The sequence below is a fragment of the Gluconacetobacter johannae genome (assembly GCF_014174305.1).
Classification (GTDB): domain Bacteria; phylum Pseudomonadota; class Alphaproteobacteria; order Acetobacterales; family Acetobacteraceae; genus Gluconacetobacter; species Gluconacetobacter johannae.
Genome location: NZ_JABEQH010000024.1, coordinates 13,320 through 30,097, shown reverse-complemented (window position 1 = coordinate 30,097; position 16,778 = coordinate 13,320). Strand labels below are relative to the sequence as shown.

Annotated in this window: 11 protein-coding genes; 10 read left to right on the top strand and 1 reads right to left on the bottom strand. The window is 63.7% G+C overall.

Going from position 1 to position 16,778, the window contains the following annotated elements:
• The first annotated feature begins 7 nt into the window (after positions 1–7).
• On the top strand, positions 8–2,548 hold the full coding sequence (locus tag HLH21_RS15075; RefSeq protein WP_264811648.1) for a TonB-dependent receptor domain-containing protein: 2,541 nt from the start codon (positions 8–10) through the stop codon (positions 2,546–2,548).
• A 38-nt stretch (positions 2,549–2,586) separates the two neighbouring features.
• Positions 2,587–3,534 (top strand): metallophosphoesterase family protein, encoded by a 948-nt coding sequence (locus tag HLH21_RS15070; RefSeq protein ID WP_182944581.1) that lies wholly within the window; start codon positions 2,587–2,589, stop codon positions 3,532–3,534.
• 142 nt (positions 3,535–3,676) lie between these two features.
• Here HLH21_RS15070 and HLH21_RS15065 read toward each other — a convergent pair whose 3' ends face one another.
• Complete coding sequence (locus HLH21_RS15065; protein ID WP_182944580.1) at positions 3,677–4,528, bottom strand: MurR/RpiR family transcriptional regulator; 852 nt, start codon at positions 4,526–4,528, stop codon at positions 3,677–3,679.
• Between the two features lie 219 nt (positions 4,529–4,747).
• Between HLH21_RS15065 and HLH21_RS15060 the strand changes: the two genes are divergently transcribed.
• The 8 genes from HLH21_RS15060 (at position 4,748) to HLH21_RS15025 (ending at position 16,710) form a co-directional block, all read left to right on the top strand.
• On the top strand, positions 4,748–5,746 hold the full coding sequence (locus HLH21_RS15060; RefSeq protein WP_182944579.1) for an ABC transporter substrate-binding protein: 999 nt from the start codon (positions 4,748–4,750) through the stop codon (positions 5,744–5,746).
• Entirely contained in the window at positions 5,743–7,431 is a 1,689-nt protein-coding gene (locus HLH21_RS15055; RefSeq protein WP_182944578.1) for an ABC transporter permease, read from the top strand. The genes HLH21_RS15060 and HLH21_RS15055 overlap by 4 nt, the downstream gene beginning before the upstream one ends.
• Positions 7,428–8,522 carry an ABC transporter ATP-binding protein gene (locus tag HLH21_RS15050; protein ID WP_182944577.1) on the top strand — a complete coding sequence of 365 codons (1,095 nt, stop codon included), beginning with the start codon at positions 7,428–7,430 and terminating at the stop codon, positions 8,520–8,522. The genes HLH21_RS15055 and HLH21_RS15050 overlap by 4 nt, the downstream gene beginning before the upstream one ends.
• 49 nt (positions 8,523–8,571) lie before the next feature.
• Entirely contained in the window at positions 8,572–9,207 is a 636-nt protein-coding gene (locus tag HLH21_RS15045) for an ABC transporter ATP-binding protein (RefSeq protein WP_264811647.1), read from the top strand.
• A complete protein-coding gene (locus HLH21_RS15040; RefSeq protein WP_182944575.1) occupies positions 9,204–9,998 on the top strand; it encodes an ABC transporter permease in 795 nt (264 codons plus the stop codon). The genes HLH21_RS15045 and HLH21_RS15040 overlap by 4 nt, the downstream gene beginning before the upstream one ends.
• Before the next feature lie 269 nt (positions 9,999–10,267).
• The gene (locus HLH21_RS15035; protein WP_182944574.1) at positions 10,268–12,535 is read left to right on the top strand and encodes a TonB-dependent receptor; all 2,268 of its coding nucleotides are present in this window, start codon (positions 10,268–10,270) and stop codon (positions 12,533–12,535) included.
• A gap of 294 nt (positions 12,536–12,829) precedes the next feature.
• Positions 12,830–13,849, top strand: coding sequence for a YncE family protein (locus HLH21_RS15030; protein WP_182944573.1), 1,020 nt, complete (start codon positions 12,830–12,832; stop codon positions 13,847–13,849).
• Positions 13,850–13,962: 113 nt separating this feature from the next.
• On the top strand, positions 13,963–16,710 hold the full coding sequence (locus tag HLH21_RS15025; RefSeq protein ID WP_182944572.1) for a TonB-dependent receptor: 2,748 nt from the start codon (positions 13,963–13,965) through the stop codon (positions 16,708–16,710).
• Positions 16,711–16,778 lie beyond the last annotated feature (68 nt).

The following is a 16,778-nucleotide window of genomic DNA, read 5'->3' as shown; positions in this document are numbered from 1 at the left end:
AATAGCCGTGAAACCGACATATCGCCAGGTCCTCGTTCTCTGTTCATGTCTCGGCACTTCCCTGCCGTTTCTCTCCGCAGCGCAGGCCCGTCCTATCGGGTTCGATCTGCCACGTCAGCCTGTTGCGGATGCGATTCTTGCCTATGGCCGTCAGGCCAATGTCAGGATCGTATTGAAAGCGGATACAGCCAATGGCGTGATTGCTCATCCGGTAAAAGGTGTGCTGGAGCCCGAGGCGGCGCTCTCGGCATTGCTGCTCGGTACCGGGTTGCAGAGTCTGCATGAACCTGACGGAACCATCTTGATCGAAAGCGCCGCACATTCACCCGATGCGGCCGGCAATCCCCACAAGGGCGGGGGGCAACGCCGGGCGGATGCCGGCGCCGCCGAGAGCGTCATCGTGCTGGGCGCCGGACATTCCCGCCAGGTTCAGATCCTGTCGCGGGCGGAGTTGCGTAAATCCGTGCCAGGGACGTCACCTTTGGCGACACTGTCGGAGTTGCCGGGCGTGAACTTCCAGTCGTCCGACCCGCTGGGCGCCTATGAGTGGGCCCAGCAGATAACGGTCCGCGGATTTATTACGGATCAGTTGGGCTACACGCTCGATGGTGTGCCCCTTGGCAATATGCAATATCGCAACAACAACGGCCTGAGCATCGGGCGCGCGCTCGAAAACGAGAACAACGGCCCCGTCACGCTGGCTCAGGGGGCCGGTGCGCTGGGTACGGCCTCGACCAGCAATCTGGGCGGAACGATCCAGTTCACCTCGATCGACCCCTCGGATCACTATGGAGTGGACGTTGCCGGTTCAGTCGGCAGTTCGGACATGTGGCGGACCTTTGTTCGCGTAAACACGGGCATTCTGCCGGGTGGCGGCAAGGCATTCGTCAGCTATGATTACCAGTTCGCGGACAAATGGAAGGGTTGGGGCCAGCAAAAACAGCAACAGCTCAACATCAAGTATATCCAGCCGCTGGGAAGTTCGGTGAGGATGACGACCTATCTCGACCTGGATGACAGACGAGAGGACGACTATCTTGACCTGTCGAAGTCCCTGATTAGCCGATTTGGCTATAATCACGACGATATCAGCAGAAATTACGGTCTGGCCGAGGATATCGCCCGGGCGGTCCAGAACGGAACGCCCATTCCCGCCCCCTATCAGACCGCGGACGATACCTATTACCGGGGCGGCGGTGTCAGGCAGGACGTGCTGGGGTACGGTCGACTGGACTACGACATTTCATCCCGTCTCAGCGGGGCGACCACGGTGTATGGACATCACGATCGTGGTCCCGGGACGTGGACGGATCCCTATGACCCCACGCCCGCTCAGTTCGGCGGCTCGCCACTCTCTGTGTCCACGACCGAATACAATATGCATCGTGAGGGTGTCACGACGAGTCTGGCTTACAGGTTTCGTCGTCACCGCATCGAAGCGGGGTTCTGGTTCGAGCATAATCTGTTCAGTCAGGCGGCGAAGCTCTACCCGCTTCAGGCGGGTGTCGAACCCGGCAATTTCGAAAGATTCTACGAAAATCCGTTCGACGTGCAGTGGCAATATGTGTTCCGCACCAAGGTCTACCAGTTCCATATTGGTGATACCTGGCGCGTGACGCCGAAATTGCGTCTGAACGCGGGCTTCAAATCTCTCGTTTCCGACAGTTCGGCCCGCACCGTCTCAAGCAAAAACCCGATCAACGCGTCGATATCGGCGTCCAACGGCTTTCTCCCGCAGGCCGGCGCTCTCTACACGTTCGACAGCCATAACGAAGTCTTTGCCGATTTTACGCGGAACATGGCGGCCTACACCGCATCGGCGTCGACCGGGCCATTCTCGACCACGCAGGCAGGCTTCGACTACGTGCGCGGGACCTTGAAGCCGGAGACGACAAACACGGAAGAAGTGGGTTACCGGTTTCACAATGCGGCGCTACAGCTCTCGCTGACCGGATATTACGTCAATTTTGCCAATCGTCTGCTTGCCTCGTCGATCAGTTCCGTGATCGTTGGAAACCAGAACGTACTTGAAAACGTCGGCGGAGTAACCTCGCGCGGTGTCGAAGGTGCTGCAAACTGGCGCTTCGCTCGCAATTGGTCGTTGTATGGGACCTGGTCGTATAACGATGCCCATTACGATGACAATGTGGCCGTGCCGGGAAGTACCGCCGTCGTGCCGATCAAAGGCAAGCAGGTCGTGGCAGCGCCGCGCAACATCGGCAATGTAAAGCTGGCTTACGACGACGGCACGGTCTGGGGGCAGGTCAGTGGGCAGTATCAGAGTCGCCGCTTCTATACCTACCTCAATGATTCGCCCATCAAAGGGAGAGTCATCTTCAACCTCGCCGCCGGATACCGTTTCCACCGTCAGGGCTGGTTGAATAACCTGGAGGCGCAGGTAAACGTCGTAAACCTTTTCGACAAGCGCTATATCTCGAGCGTCGGCACGACGGGGTTTGTCAATTCCGACCCGGCCGGGACCTACCAGACGTTGCAGGGCGCCCCTCCCCGGCAGGTCTTCTTCACACTCAGCAAGCATTTCTTCTAGTCGTCCGAAGCTGCCTTATGTTTCCGGAAGGATCTGACATGGGAAATACGATCATTCGCAGGCGCGACGCATTGATCTCGGCTTCGGCCGCGCTCGGAACGTCATTGCTGGGAACGTTGCCTGCATTCGCAGGTGGCGCAGATACGGAGAAGCGTGAGAATTTTTCGTTTCTTTTCATCACAGATACGCACTTGCAGCCCGAGCTCGATGCACAGCATGGCTGCAGGATGTGCTTCCGGCAGGCGGCGGGTGAGGTAGCCGATTTTGTCCTTCAAGGGGGCGACCATGTCTTTGACGCCATGGACGTCTCGCATGAAAGGGCTGGAAAGCTCCTCGACCTGTATGAGATGACCGAGCAGATGCTTGGCAAGAAGGTCTATCACACGGTCGGCAATCACGATTGCTTCGGTGTCTATGCCAGCAGCGGTTGCTCGACGGGCGATCCCGAGTTCGGCAAGAACTATTTCCGCAAGGCCTTTGGTGAGACGTATTATGCCTTCGTTCACAAAGGGGTGCATTTCATTGTTCTCGACTCGGTCACCATCACCCCTGACCGGGATTATGAGGGACGGATCAGCGCGGAACAGTTCGCCTGGCTCAGGGCCTATCTCTCGACCGTCCTACCCGGAACGCCGCTCATCATATCGACGCATATTCCGATCGTGACGGCCTTCTACACCTACGCCGATGAAAGTCCCTCTCTCTTCAAGCATCAGGCGTTGAGCACGGTCAACACGCGCGAAATCCTGCAGCTCATCGCCTCACATAATGTGCTGGCGGTCTTCCAGGGTCATACGCATGTTCTGGAGCGGGTGGAGCACGGCGGCATTCCCTTCATTACCGGAGGCGCGGTGAGCGGCAACTGGTGGCACGGCACGCATCTGGGAACACCCGAGGGATATATGGTCGTCCATGTGGATGGCAACCGCCTTTCGACCGAGTACAGGACCTATGGCTTCCGCAGCATAGATCCCAAGAATACGTGAAGGCGTGTGCCAGTTCGGCCATTGCGTTTCGGGTTCGACCGGCCCTGTGACGCGGCGAGGGAAGGCAGGCTCGGGGTGATCGCGCTCGATATCGCCGGATTGGCGGCGGCGGTCCGGACGAGCTGACGTGCCGCCGCCGCGTTCAGAAACGTTCCAGGTCGCGTCGGAACTGATTGAGGCGGTCAAGCGCCTCGATCGTCCCGTCGCGATGGCCGATCGACAGGGCGAAGGCGATGGCCTCCATGACCGCGACGGTGGCCGCGTGCAGGGCGACATGTGCTTCCTTGCCACGCATGGCCGACACGATGACGGTGGCGGGGGGCACGTCGTCTTCGCTGATCCGGTCGGTAATCAGCACGATCGGCAAGGATAGTCTCGTCGCCTCCTGGAACAGGACCGCGATCTCGCGATACAGGGTGCCGTACGCCATGACGGCGACGCCGTCGCCCGGGCGCAACTGGACCAGGTCGTCGGCAAAGGCGCGCCCCGTCGTGCCGATCACGAAGCTGGTCCTGCCGTTGCGGTTCAGGACGCGGCAGACATAATCGGCCAGTCCGCCGGACGGACCGATGCCGAAAATCGCGATCCGCGTGCAGGGATGCAGGTGCCGGACGGCGGCGGCGACCTGGGCGCGGGTGGTCGAGGTCTGCAGCGCATGAATGGCATCGGCATTGGTCCGCAGGATGGCGGATACCGCGTCATCCAGGTCGGGGCCGACTTCCTCCATCGTGCGGCACAGGGCGGATGCGGGCGTCGTCACCTGGCTGAGGCTGGCGATCAGGGTACGGCGCAGGTCGGACAGGCTGTCGAAACCCATGGCCTGAACCGACCGGATCACCGTGGCGTCCGATGTGCCCAATCTCTGCGCCAGGTCTGCGGCCGAACTGGCCAGCGCCAGGGCGCGGTTGGCGTGGATGAAACGCGCCACCCGCTGCGCCGTCTGGGACAGGCCGGAATCGGGGTGCAGGCTTTCGGCGATCAGATCCCGTTCCATGTCGTGTTCACCTTTGCATTCATCATGTCGCCAGCCCCGATGTAGCAGACGCGCCGCGACACGCGCCCGGCGTGGGGCAACTTCATGAAACCTTCATCCTGTAGTGTCTGCGACAGACATATAACCCCCGCGTTGTGTTGGCTACAGTTCGGTGGTCCGATCGAAAGGTCGGGGCCGGATCGGTGGACCCGTTTCCAAGGGGCAGGTCAGAGGAATCGCATGATACGCATGCGCGTGGCGGCAGCGGTGCTGGGAATGCTGGTCCTGTGGTGCCTGACGGGTCTGTCGGGGGCGCGCCGGCCCGGACTGGTCATCTACAGTTCGGTCGGGGCGTCGCCGGCGGTCGCGTCGGCCTTTACGCGCGAAACGGGCATTCCCGCCACGGTCGTCGTCATGTCCACCGGCGGGTTGCTGGCGCGCGTGTCGGCCGAGGCCCATCATCCGCGCTGGGATGTGCTCTGGTTCGAAGGCGATGGCGGGGCGGCGGCGCTGGACCGGTCCGGCCTGCTGGCGCGCGGCCTGACCCCCGACCTGGACTGGACGCCGGTCGGGCGGGGCCTGCTGCCGGCCGATGGGGCCTATGTCGTCACCAGCTTCACCCTGGCCGGCGTGTTCCTGTCCCGGACCGGACGCGGGCCGGCGTCGTCCCCCGGCCCGAGCGACCTATCGGCCGTACGGGTCGGCATGCCCAACCCCGCCTTGTCGGGACCGGCCTATCCGCTGCTGGCGGGGATGATGGAACAAGGCGGCGGCTGGCCGGCGGGGCAGGCCGTGCTGCGGCGCATGGGGGCCGCGGGCCTGCTGGTCGCGCCGTCAAATCCGTCGGTCCTGCTGGCGTTGCGCGCGGGCCGGATTGATGTCGGGCTGGTGCAGAGCTCCGCCGCCATCACCCTGTCGCGGCAGGATTCGCGTTATGCCGTCCGCATTCCCCGCCCGGCCATCATCCTGCCGGCGGTGGCGGCCGTCGCCGCGGATCGTCCCGCCGACCGGCGGCGCGTGGCGACCGGGTTCCTGCGTTTCGTCATGCGCCCCGACATCCAGGCGATCCGGATGCACCAGTCGTCGCATGACCATCTGTTCTGGCCCGTGACGACCGCCCCGGCCCAGCCGGACCTTCCCGACATCGCGACCCTGCGCCTGATCCATCCCGACCCCACGACATGGGGCCTGCGCCAGGCCGAGGTCACGACCTGGTTCGAACGGACGATCGTCCGATGAACAGGGCCCCCCATCCTGCCGGCGCGACCCGCATCTCCATGGTGGGGGTGTCGATGGGCGCGATCGTTATCGTGCTTGTCCTGTGCTTCGTCTATCCGCTTGTCCGCTTCCTGCTGCTGCCGCTGGTCCCCGGATGGGCGCCGCTGACGGCGCTGGGCGCGTCCCAGCCCGCGCCCGGCGTGTCCTGGCAGGCCGTCTGGAACACCGTGCGGCTCAGCGCCGAGGCCGGGCTGCTGGTGGTTCCGCCGGGGCTGGCCGCGGGCTTCCTGCTGGAACGGCGGCGCTGGGCGGGCAATCGGCTTCTGGGCCTGACGCTGTGGGTCGTGTTCCTGATGCCCAGCTATCTGCTGACCATGGGCTGGCAGATCCTGATGGCGGCGCCGATCCTGCGTGCCGGGATCGCGGATCGCCTGTTCTATGGCGAGGCCGGGATCGTCTTCCTGCTGACCGTCAAGGGGCTGGCCTTTTCCGCGATGACCGCCCGCGCCGGCTGGAGCACGCTGGGGGCGGACATGGACGCCGCCTTCCATGTCCACGTGCCTTCGGCCGCGCGGCGGCTGTGGTTGACGCTGCGCCTGCTGATGCCGGTGGCGGGAACCATCTTCATGGTCCAGCTCGTCGCCGCGTCGCAGGATTTCGGCATTGCCGCCACCCTGGGCGCGCAGGCGCACATGCCGCTGGTCATCTATGCCATCTATCAGGATCTTTCGACCGTGCCGGTCGATTTCACGCATGCCGCGGCCCTCAGTTGGGACCTGGTGCTGCTGGCGGTGTCGGCGCTGGGCGTGCAGGCCGTGCTCGGCCGGCGGTCGGTCGCGACCGTCAGCGGCCGCCAGCGCCGCTATGCGCCGCGTCCCTGCGGATGGGGGATGCGGGCGATGGCGTGGCTGCTGACGGGTGGGATCATGCTGGCGGGTTTCGCAGTGCCCGCGCTGGCGCTGCTGGCGCAGGGCATGACAGGCGAGGGGGCCGGTCACGCGGTTCCGGCCATGGACGCCGAGGATTGGCGCAGCATCGGGCTGTCGCTGCGCTATGCCTTCGTGGCGTCGGTCCTGGCCGTCCTGCTGGCGGCGGTGGTGCTGGGCGGGCGCCTGCGACCGGACGGGTCGGGCCGGCTGATGTCGCGGCTGCTGGTCTGGCTGACCGTGGGCAACATGGCCGTGCCGGGCGTGATCCTGGGGGCGGCGTATGTGATCGGCTTCAACGGGGCGGTGCTGCCGCTGTACGGGACGGCGACGCTGCTCATCATGGCCTACGCCGCCAGCCATCTTCCGATCGCCATCCGGTTTCTGGACACCCCGTTCGCCCGCCTGCATCGCAGCCTGGGCGAGGCCGCGCGCGTGCATGGCATGTCGCCCCTCGGCCGGGTGGAGGGGATCTATGCGCCGCTGCTGCTGCGCGCGCTGGTCTGGGCATGGGGCATGGTGTTCGTCACGCTGTTCTTCGAACTGCCCTTGTCCCAGATCCTGTACCCCGCCGGCGCCGCGCCGCTGGGCGTGCGGCTGCTGTCTTTGGATGACAGCCTGCATTACGGGGCCGAGGCCCGGCTGGCGCTGGTCGCGATGGCGGCGTGCCTGGCCGTGGTCGGGACCGCGACCGTCCTGGTGCCCCGGTTGCTGGTTCCGCGTTTTCTGGACCCGGACGGGGCCTGCGAACACCCTATCGCGAGGACTGCGGAGAGATGACATATCCCGATCAAGCCACGCCCCCCGACGGGTCCCTCCTGTCCATGGCCGGGGTCGGAAAGTCCCACGGCCGCAACCGCGTCCTGCATGACATCACGCTGGAGGTGCCGCGCGGCCAGTTCGTGTTGCTGATGGGCGGATCGGGATCGGGCAAGACGACCCTGGTCCGCACCATCGCCGGACTGGAGCGGCCGGATACCGGCACCATCGCCCTGCGCGGCGATCGGGTCGAGTGCCGTGCGACGGGACGATTCGTCCCGCCGGAACGGCGGGGCCTGGGCATGGTCTTCCAGGATTATGCCCTGTGGCCGCATCTGACCTGCCTTGAAAACATCATGGCGGCGATGCCCGGCCGGGGGCGCGACCGGCCGGAGCGTGCCCGCGCCCTGCTGCGCGACGTGGCGATGGAGGGGCTGGAAGCGCGCTATCCCGCGCAATTGTCGGGCGGGCAGCAGCAACGGATCGGGCTGGCGCGCGCGATGGCGGCGCGCCCGGACCTGCTGCTGCTGGACGAACCCCTGTCGGGCCTGGATGTCGAGGTCCGGGCCCGCATGCGCGACCAGATCCGCCGGCTGGTGCGCGGATCGGGCTGTTCGGCCCTGTTCGTCACGCATGATCCGGTCGATGTCTGGCGCCTGGCGGACCGGGTGCTGGTGCTGGATGGCGGCCGCATCGTCCAGGATGCCGCCCCCGATGGTTTGTACAGCCGCCCCCTGTCGCCCCGTGTCGCCCGCATGACCGGGGCCGAGGGGGCGTTTCCCGTCCATCTGTCGCGTCGCGACGCCCAGTGGGGCATCGTCCACGGCGAGCGCTTCCAGCCCGTCACGCCCATGGGCGTGGGGCGGGAAGGTCCGGCGACGGCCTATCTGCGTCCCGAGGGCGTCACCCAGGCCAGCGACGGTCATGCCGCGCGCCGGATGGACGTGACGTTCGAGGCCGGGCGATGGCGGACATTATGGCATCTTCCGCACCTCGACTGGTCGGTCTACAGCCTCGAGGATGCATCCCCGCCGGAGCAGTCGTTCCTGGCATTCGATGGGCGGCATCTTTTCGTCTATCCTGCTTCCGACGTCGCCCAGCCGGTCTCCTGATGTGCCGGTGACACAATTCCCCAGCATGGATTCAGGTGGTTACAGCCGCGTGTCGGATCGAGCCCTTTCCCGTCCCCTGTCCCCCGCCGGCCTGTCGGTGCGGGGGCTGCGAAACCCGCATGCCGGGCCGTTCGATGTCGACGTGCCGCCGGGGGAATGCCTGGTCGTCACCGGCATGTCGGGCACCGGCAAGTCGGTCCTGCTGCGGATGATCGCCGACCTCGACCCGCATCAGGGTGTCGTCGCGCTGGATGGCGTCGCCTGCGCCGACATGCCGGCACATCAGTGGCGGCGGCAGGTGCTGTACCTGCCCGCCGAACCGGGCTGGTGGTCGGACATCGTGCTGGACCATCTGCCCGACGACGCCGCGACCCATGCGCTGCTGGCGCAGGTCGGCCTGCGCGAGGGCGTGTTGCGGACCCCGGTGCATCGCCTGTCGACCGGCGAGCGGCAGCGCCTGGCGCTGGTCCGCGCGTTGCTGCCCGATCCGCGCGTGCTGTTGCTGGACGAGCCCTGTTCCGCGCTGGACACGGCGACCACCCTGAAGGTCGAAGCCCTGCTGCGCCACCTGAAGGCAAGGGGGGTGGCGATCGTCCTGGTTTCGCACGATCAGGCGCAGGCCGACCGCATGGCGGACCGCCGCCGCCACATGATGTCCGGTCATTTCACCGAGGACGCGGCATGAACCCGATCCTGCTGACGACGTCCGACCTGCTGCTGGCCGGTGGCCTGATCGGCGTCTGCGCGCTGCTGTCCGTCGTGCTGTCGCTGGATATCCATCGCACGCTGGCGATCGCGGCGGTGCGGATGGCCGCCCAGCTGGTGCTGACCGGCAGCGTCCTGCTGTTCGTGTTCGGCAGATCGTCGGTGTGGCTGACGCTGCTGGTCCTGGCCTTCATGTTCGCGGCGGCCTCGTACGAGGTCGGGTCCCGCCAGCAGGTGCGCCTGGCCCCGTCATGGCATTTCGGGATCGGGGGCTTCGCCACGATTTTCGGCACGGTGATCGTCGTGCTGGTCGGGCTGCTGACGGCGTTGCAGCCACATCCCTGGTACCAGGCGCGCATCGCCATCCCGATGACCGGGCTGCTGCTGGGCAACGTCATGAACGCGACCAGCCTGTCGATGAACACGCTGCTGTCGGCCGTCGCGCGCGAACGCACGGCCATCGAGGCGCGGATCATCCTGGGCGCCACCCGGGCCGAGGCCATGAACGGCCTGATCCGCCAGGCCATCCGCACCGCCCTGATCCCGACCCTGAACCAGATGGCGGCGGCCGGCGTCATCACGCTGCCCGGGATCATGACCGGGCAGATCCTGGCCGGGATGAACCCTCTGGACGCCTCCAAATACCAGATCGTGCTCATGAGCCTGATCGTCAGCGGCAACATGATCGGCGCCACCCTGTCCGCCGGGCTGACGGCGGCGCGCCTGACGGATGCGCGCGGGCGCCTGCGGCTGGACCGCCTGCGCGACTGACCTGGCCCCGTCCGGGATAGTCATGTGTCGGTTATGCTACATTTTTGCCGGTATCCCCGCAGCAGGGCGCGCGGACGTGGCGAATGGGGACATTCGCCCCCGTGTGCGCGGATTATCTTCAAGACGAAGGGCATATAATCATATTTCCGTAACATAAGTGGAACGTCAACTTCACTTATATGCCCGAGGACTCGTGATAGAACCCCCCTCGAATGTTGCGATCGCTACGGTCCGCTCCGCCGCGGACGGCGAGAAATATCGAGGGTTGCATGACCAACATCAGTGTTCATCGTCGGGTATCGTTTCCCAGCCCGGCCGGATACATGGCGCGCGCGCTGGCATCGACGTCGCTGGTCTGCGCCGGCCTGCTGTTCGCCGGGCAATCCGCCTTCGCGGCGGCCCCGCCTGCGACACCCGCGGCGAAGAAGGCGGCGGGCCAGGACTTGGGTGAACAGATCACGTCGATCGGTCATCAGCAGACCAATTCCGCGATCTTCCAGGCCCCGACCAAGGCGCCGCTGACGGCGTTCCAGCCGACATCGGTCATCAGCCAGCATTATATCCAGAACAACACCCCGCCCAGCGGCAATTACGACACGATCGCCGCGATCTCCCCCAGTGTCATGTCGATTTCCTCGAACGGGCCGGGCCTGTCGGAAAGCCAGGGCCTGTCGCTGCGCGGGTTCCAGGACGGGCAGTACAATGTGACGCTGGACGGCATCCCGTTCGCCGACACCAACAATTTCACGCACCATTCGACGAATTACTTCATGGCCCATGATCTGGGCGACATGAACGTGGATCGCGGGCCGGGCGACGCCTCGACGATCGGCTATGCGACCTTCGGCGGCACGATCGGCGTCACCACGAAGAATCCGCTGGATCACATGACGGCCGAGGGATACGGCAGCATGGGGTCGTGGAACACCAACAATTATGGCGGCGAATTCGACAGCGGCCGGCTGAAGGCGCTGAATGGCGGGGCCTTCTTCTTCGATGCCGAGGCGTTGGACAGCGACGGCTACCTGACCTATTCCAACCAGCATCGCGCCAATTTCATGGGGAAATGGGTCCAGCCGGTCGGCGCGTCCACGACCCTGACCTTCCTGGCGATGCACAACCGTGTCGTGCAGAACGTGCCGCCGGGTTCATCCCTGAAGCAGATTGCGGAATTCGGGCCCAATCACGGCTTGTCCAACAACCCGCACAGCCAGAACTACCAGGATTTCAACGTCGATCACCTTCAGACGGATATCGAATATATCGGCCTTCATTCCGACCTGGGCAATCGGTGGGAGCTGGACAACAAGGTCTATACCTACGCCTACGTGCATCATGGCGACAACGGCGCCGACGTGAACGGCGACCTGGCGAACACGCTGAAATACAGCGCAACCTATTACAGCCCGCAGGGCAACGATGTGCCGGGCCAGCGGATGCATAACGATTATCGCGCCTGGGGCGACATGTTCGGCGTGCATCGGGACTTCGGCCTGGCGAAGGTGCAGGTCGGACTGTGGATCGAGCACCAGAGCAACGGGCGCCAGCAATACGAGGTCGACTGGACGCAGGGCGGTGCATTGAACCCGCCCGGCCTGAAGGCCAATGGCCAGCCGATTGCCCTTGACCGCTTCATGCACGATCAGAACCTGAGCATGCAGCCCTATGTCCAGCTCGCCTTCCATGTCACGCCGCGCCTGACCGTTTCGCCCGGCTTCAAGTACAATATCCTCAACCGTGCGATCCAGGCCCCGGTCAACCAGAAGACGGGCACGCCGCTGAATTACAGCCAGAGCTACGCGGCGCCGATGCCGTCGATCAACATCCACTATATGGCGGCGAAGAACTGGTCGGCCTACCTGCAGGTGGCCCGCGGCTTCCTGGCGCCCGACCTGGCCTATTTCTATGTCGGCGATCCGTCGCTGAACAAGGTCAGCCCGGAAAACACCATGAACTACCAGCTCGGCACCGCGTGGCAGAGCCACCGCTTCACGCTGTCGGGCGACGTCTACTACATCGATTTCAGCAACATGGTGGGCAGCCGTGCGATCGGCCAGAACACGATGTATTTCAACCAGGGCGGCGTGAACTATTACGGCGCCGAGGCCGAGGGCTCGGTCTATCTGGGCCAGGGTTTCACCTTGTTCGCCAATGGCAGCCTGAACCAGGCGAAAGTGAAATCGACCGGGATGCGCGTCGCCAACGCGCCTGACGCCACCGCCGCCGGCGGCATCATCTACGAACGTGACGGGGTCTATGCCTCGCTGGTCGAAAAATGGGTGGGCAGCCGGTTCGGCGACACGAATCAGCAGCAGGGATTGGACCCGTTCAGCCAACTGGATCTGTCGTTCGCCTATACCCTCCATCAGGTCAACCGCTGGATGCCGCCGGTCAAGGTGCGGGCCAACGTCACCAACCTGCTCGACAGCAAGAAGGTCAATCTGTTCTTCGGCTATGCGACGGACAAGACGCCGCTGTTCAACACCCAGGCGGGACGCGGGTTCTTCCTTTCGGTGTCCGTTCCGGTGGGGCTGTAACCTCGCCCGGATCCGGTCACGACGACACGGAAAGAGCGTCCGGGAAGAATCGACGCCCTTCCAATATAAAAAACTCCCAATGTTTTCACAAATCAATCTCAATTTATCACCCCAACATTCACGCTAAAAACCGTAAAGTTTGATTACTATACTTTCATTCATTTCGTAGGCCGACGTCATCGGGCACCGCCCCGGACTGCGGTCTCCGAGATGTTCGCGCAACAGAAACATGCTGAAGGCAGGATCGTCATGTCTGGAAAATTTGCTTCGTTTCTTCTGTGTACCACCGTGGCCATGAGTGCCCTGAGTGTTACCCCGCTGAAGGCGGTGGAGTTGAATACCGCCACCGGTCCCGTGCAATTCCTGCACAGCACGCCGCTTCCCGACATCACCGAAGGCGGATTCGACCATTTCGCGGTCGACAAGAAAGACAATCTGCTGCTGATTATGGCCGAGAAACATGCCTCGGTGGAAATGTTCCGCCTCAGCGACGGAACGCACCTGGCGTCGGCCGGCGGGTTCGGCTTTCCGCATACGCCGGCCTATGTCGCGGCCCAGCATCAGCTTTTCGTGGCCGATGACAAGCTGGGCGCCGTTCTGGTGGTGGACGTCCCGTCGCTGAAAATCGTCGGCAGGATCCCGTTGCGTAAAGGCCCGGACGAGGCGGTGTTCGACAAGAAGGCCGGCCTGTTCTACGTGGGCAACGGCGGCAAGCACGACAATTCGGACAATTCGTCCATCAGTGTCATCGACGTGGCGGCGCACAAGGAAATCGCGCGGATCGCCATTCCGTCGAACAATGTCGAAAGCATGGTCGTCGATCATGACCGCAAGCTGCTGTTCGCCAATCTGCGCGACACCCGGCAGATCGCCGTCGTGGATCTGCGGGCCGGTCGCCTGAAGACAGTGTGGAACATTCCCGGCCTGAACATGAATACGCCGCTGGCCTATGATTCGAAGACCCAGCGCCTGTTCTCCGTCGGCCGCAAGCCGGGCAAGCTGTTCGTGGTGGATGCGACCAACGGCGCCCTGCTGTCGACCGCCGACAGCGTGGATACCGCCGACGGCGCGATCTATGACGACAAGAACAAGCGCCTGTATGTCAGCGGGGCGGAAGGGCTGAGTGTCTTTCACCGCGACGATGCGGACCATTTTTCCGAAATCCAGCGTATCGACACCAGGACCGGCAAGGTGTCGGCCTATGTCGGCGGCCTGAAGCAGCTGTATATCGCACGCGCCAGGACGCCGGGCGCGCCCGCCGCGCTCGATATCTATACCGTGGCGCAGGAGCCTGCTCCGGCGAAGGCGCCCTGACCGCGCCCGCATGCCGGGCGTGCGACACACGCCCGGCATGCCCCCGGCGCCCGCGCGCCGGAACGATCATCATCCCCCATCCCGACCATCGACCTTTCTGGAGATATCTTCCGATGCGTACGCGCTTGCGGACGACGACGCACGCCCGAGCGATGCTCTGCCTGGCGACCGCCCTGTTTCCCGTTTCCATGGCGATCGACGCATACGCGCAGGATCCCCAGCCTCGGCACGCCCATCACAAATCACGCCACGACCAGAAGAAGCGGCCCCTGCAAAAGGTCGAACACGCAGGCAATGCGGAGGTCGCGGCCGCGCCGGCTCCGAAGGCGCATGGCATGCAGCCGCATCATTCCACGGCGCCGGAAAATGTCGAGGTTTTCGGCATGAAACGTGAAAGCCCGATCGGGACGATCGAACAGACGCGCCTGGTGCAGAAAAACGCGCCGAACATCATGACGGTGGTGTCTCAGGAGGAAATCAAGAAAATTCCCGATTTCGTCCTGGGCGACGCCGCGCGACGCATGCCCGGTGCGTCCGTCATCAATAAGAGCGGCGAGGCGCGCTCGATCCAGATCCGCGGGCTGGACCCCAACCTGAATGGCGTCACGTACGAAGGCGTCCTGCTGCCGGCCGGCTCGATCAACGGATCGGGACGCGCGGTGCCGCTGGACGCCATGCCGGCCACGTTGGCGGGCGGGCTGGAACTCATCAAGACCAACCAGCCGCAACAGGACGCAACGGCGCTGGGCGGACAGTTGAATGTGGTGTCGCGTGACATCGGCGTGGACGAAAAGCCCTTCCTGGAGGTCATCGCCGCCGGTGGGTACCGTGACCCGAGCATGACGCAGATCTTCCAGGGCACGCTGACGGGCGGCATGCGCTTCGGCCTGGACAGCAATCCGTTTTCCAGACATTCCTCGGCCGAAAAGCCGTTCAGCGTCACCTTCTTCGCCAGCGCGTTGACCGACTGGCTGAACATGGGCGACCTGCAGCAGAAATTCGCGAACAAGGCGGGCCTGCCCGCGAATACGGTGACCACGGCATCGCAGCTTATGTATGCAGGGCACAAGGTGCGCTACGGTTACGGCGGGACGTTGGGCTGGGATATCGACCGTCACAACAAGGTCTATCTGAAGGTGTTCGATACGGTCCTGGATGCGCCGTCGGTACGCAACCAGTTGACCTATAATTTCGGATCCAAGGGGTATGTCATGGACCCCGCGCACCCCGGCGTGTTCACGAACACGGCGACGTCGGTCCAGCAGGCCGTGCTGGATGGCTGGACCCGCAATGAGGAGCGTCTGTACAAATTCGGAGGGCTGAGCGACGCCGGCCCGTTGACGCTGGATTATTACGGCGCCTGGGCCAGCAATTTCGTCTATGCGCCCTATGCCTACAACGCCACCTTCACCAATCCGACCCTGCAGTCCGTGCGCTACGACAACGTCACGAATCCGTTGCGGCCGACGGCCGTGACCACAAACGGCGTCAATCTCACCAACTACAAGCCCTATACGCTGTCATCCTTGTCGAACGGACGGCAGAACGACATGGACAGCGAATGGACGGGCCACATCGGCGCGAAGACGCCGCTGAACTTCATCCCCGAGGTCAAGGGTTTCCTGAGCTTCGGTGGCGGCGCGCGCATGGCGCATATCGTGCATGACGACCCGCAGATGACGTATGGAAACCTGCCGGCGGCAAATGCCGGCGACTGGGCGGGGAACAATAGCTACCGCTTCTTCGACGGCATGTATGACATCGGTAACCCGGTGGGCACACAGCATATCCGGCAGTTGATCGACAACCGGACCTATCCGATCACGCAGAATACCGCCAAGGACGCGATCACCACCCAGCAGTCGCACATCGTCGACGATGAAAACGTCTACAATCTGTATCTGCAATATAACGCCACCTGGCGTCGCCTGGGCGCCATGATCGGCTTTCGGTACGAGAAAACGGATGCGACTTATCGCGGGACGCAGACCGCGACGATCGGCGGACAGCAGATCCTGACCCCCCGCGCAGTGGGACAGGAATACGCCAATTTCTTTCCGACCGTTCAACTGCGCTACAACATTACCGATAACCTGATCGCGCGGGCCAATTATTCCACCGCCATCGGCCGCCCCGGCCTCAATGCCGTGACGGCCACCCGAACCCTGAACTACACCAGCAATACGATCACGGTCGGCAATCCCGGCCTGAAGCCCACCACCGGGACGAATTTCGATGTGGACATGGAATATTACCTGCCGAAGGGGGGCATCATCTCGGCCGGGGCCTTCGACAAGGAATTCAAGAACTATGTCGTGAACTTCACCGACTACGTGGCAAACTATCCCGGCATGCCCGCCGGGGTCACGACGATTACCACCTTCACCAACATCCCCTACGCCTTCGCGCGCGGGTTCGAACTGAATTATCGCCAGCAGTTCACGTTCCTGCCCGGCTTCTGGAAAGGGTTCGGCATCGGCGGCAACATGACGTTCGTCCAGACGCGCGGGCGCGGACGCATGGGGGCCGTCGAGACACTGCCCAATACGGCCTCGCACATCTACAATTTCGAGGCGTTCTACAATCGCGGGCCGGTCAGCATCCAGTTTGACGGCAATTATACCGGGCTGACGATGACCGGTCTGGGAACCGACCCGACGCTGGACAGTTGGGTCCAGCCCTATCTGAATTTCGACATCGGGGCGCGATACGCCGTGACCAGGAACGTCACCGCCTATTTCCAGGCACGAAACTTCACGCACACGATGCAGAACGCAACCCAGGGCAGCAGCGCCACGCGCATGGTGGAACTTCAGGATTTCGGATCGGCCTACATGTTCGGCGTGGATGCGAAATTCTGAAAGACGGGCAATAATTTCTTGAAATCTTCACGGAACCGACAAATTCCATCCCTTATCAGGGGCCGCCG

Bases quoted from the DNA above. Each gene is read 5' to 3' on its own strand.
- HLH21_RS15070 (WP_182944581.1), top strand. From the start codon at position 2,587: ATGGGAAATACGATCATTCGCAGGCGCGACGCATTGATCTCGGCTTCG.
- HLH21_RS15065 (WP_182944580.1), bottom strand. From the start codon at position 4,528: ATGGAACGGGATCTGATCGCCGAAAGCCTGCACCCCGATTCCGGCCTG.
- HLH21_RS15060 (WP_182944579.1), top strand. From the start codon at position 4,748: ATGATACGCATGCGCGTGGCGGCAGCGGTGCTGGGAATGCTGGTCCTG.
- HLH21_RS15055 (WP_182944578.1), top strand. From the start codon at position 5,743: ATGAACAGGGCCCCCCATCCTGCCGGCGCGACCCGCATCTCCATGGTG.
- HLH21_RS15050 (WP_182944577.1), top strand. From the start codon at position 7,428: ATGACATATCCCGATCAAGCCACGCCCCCCGACGGGTCCCTCCTGTCC.
- HLH21_RS15040 (WP_182944575.1), top strand. From the start codon at position 9,204: ATGAACCCGATCCTGCTGACGACGTCCGACCTGCTGCTGGCCGGTGGC.
- HLH21_RS15035 (WP_182944574.1), top strand. From the start codon at position 10,268: ATGACCAACATCAGTGTTCATCGTCGGGTATCGTTTCCCAGCCCGGCC.
- HLH21_RS15030 (WP_182944573.1), top strand. From the start codon at position 12,830: ATGAGTGCCCTGAGTGTTACCCCGCTGAAGGCGGTGGAGTTGAATACC.
- HLH21_RS15025 (WP_182944572.1), top strand. From the start codon at position 13,963: ATGCGTACGCGCTTGCGGACGACGACGCACGCCCGAGCGATGCTCTGC.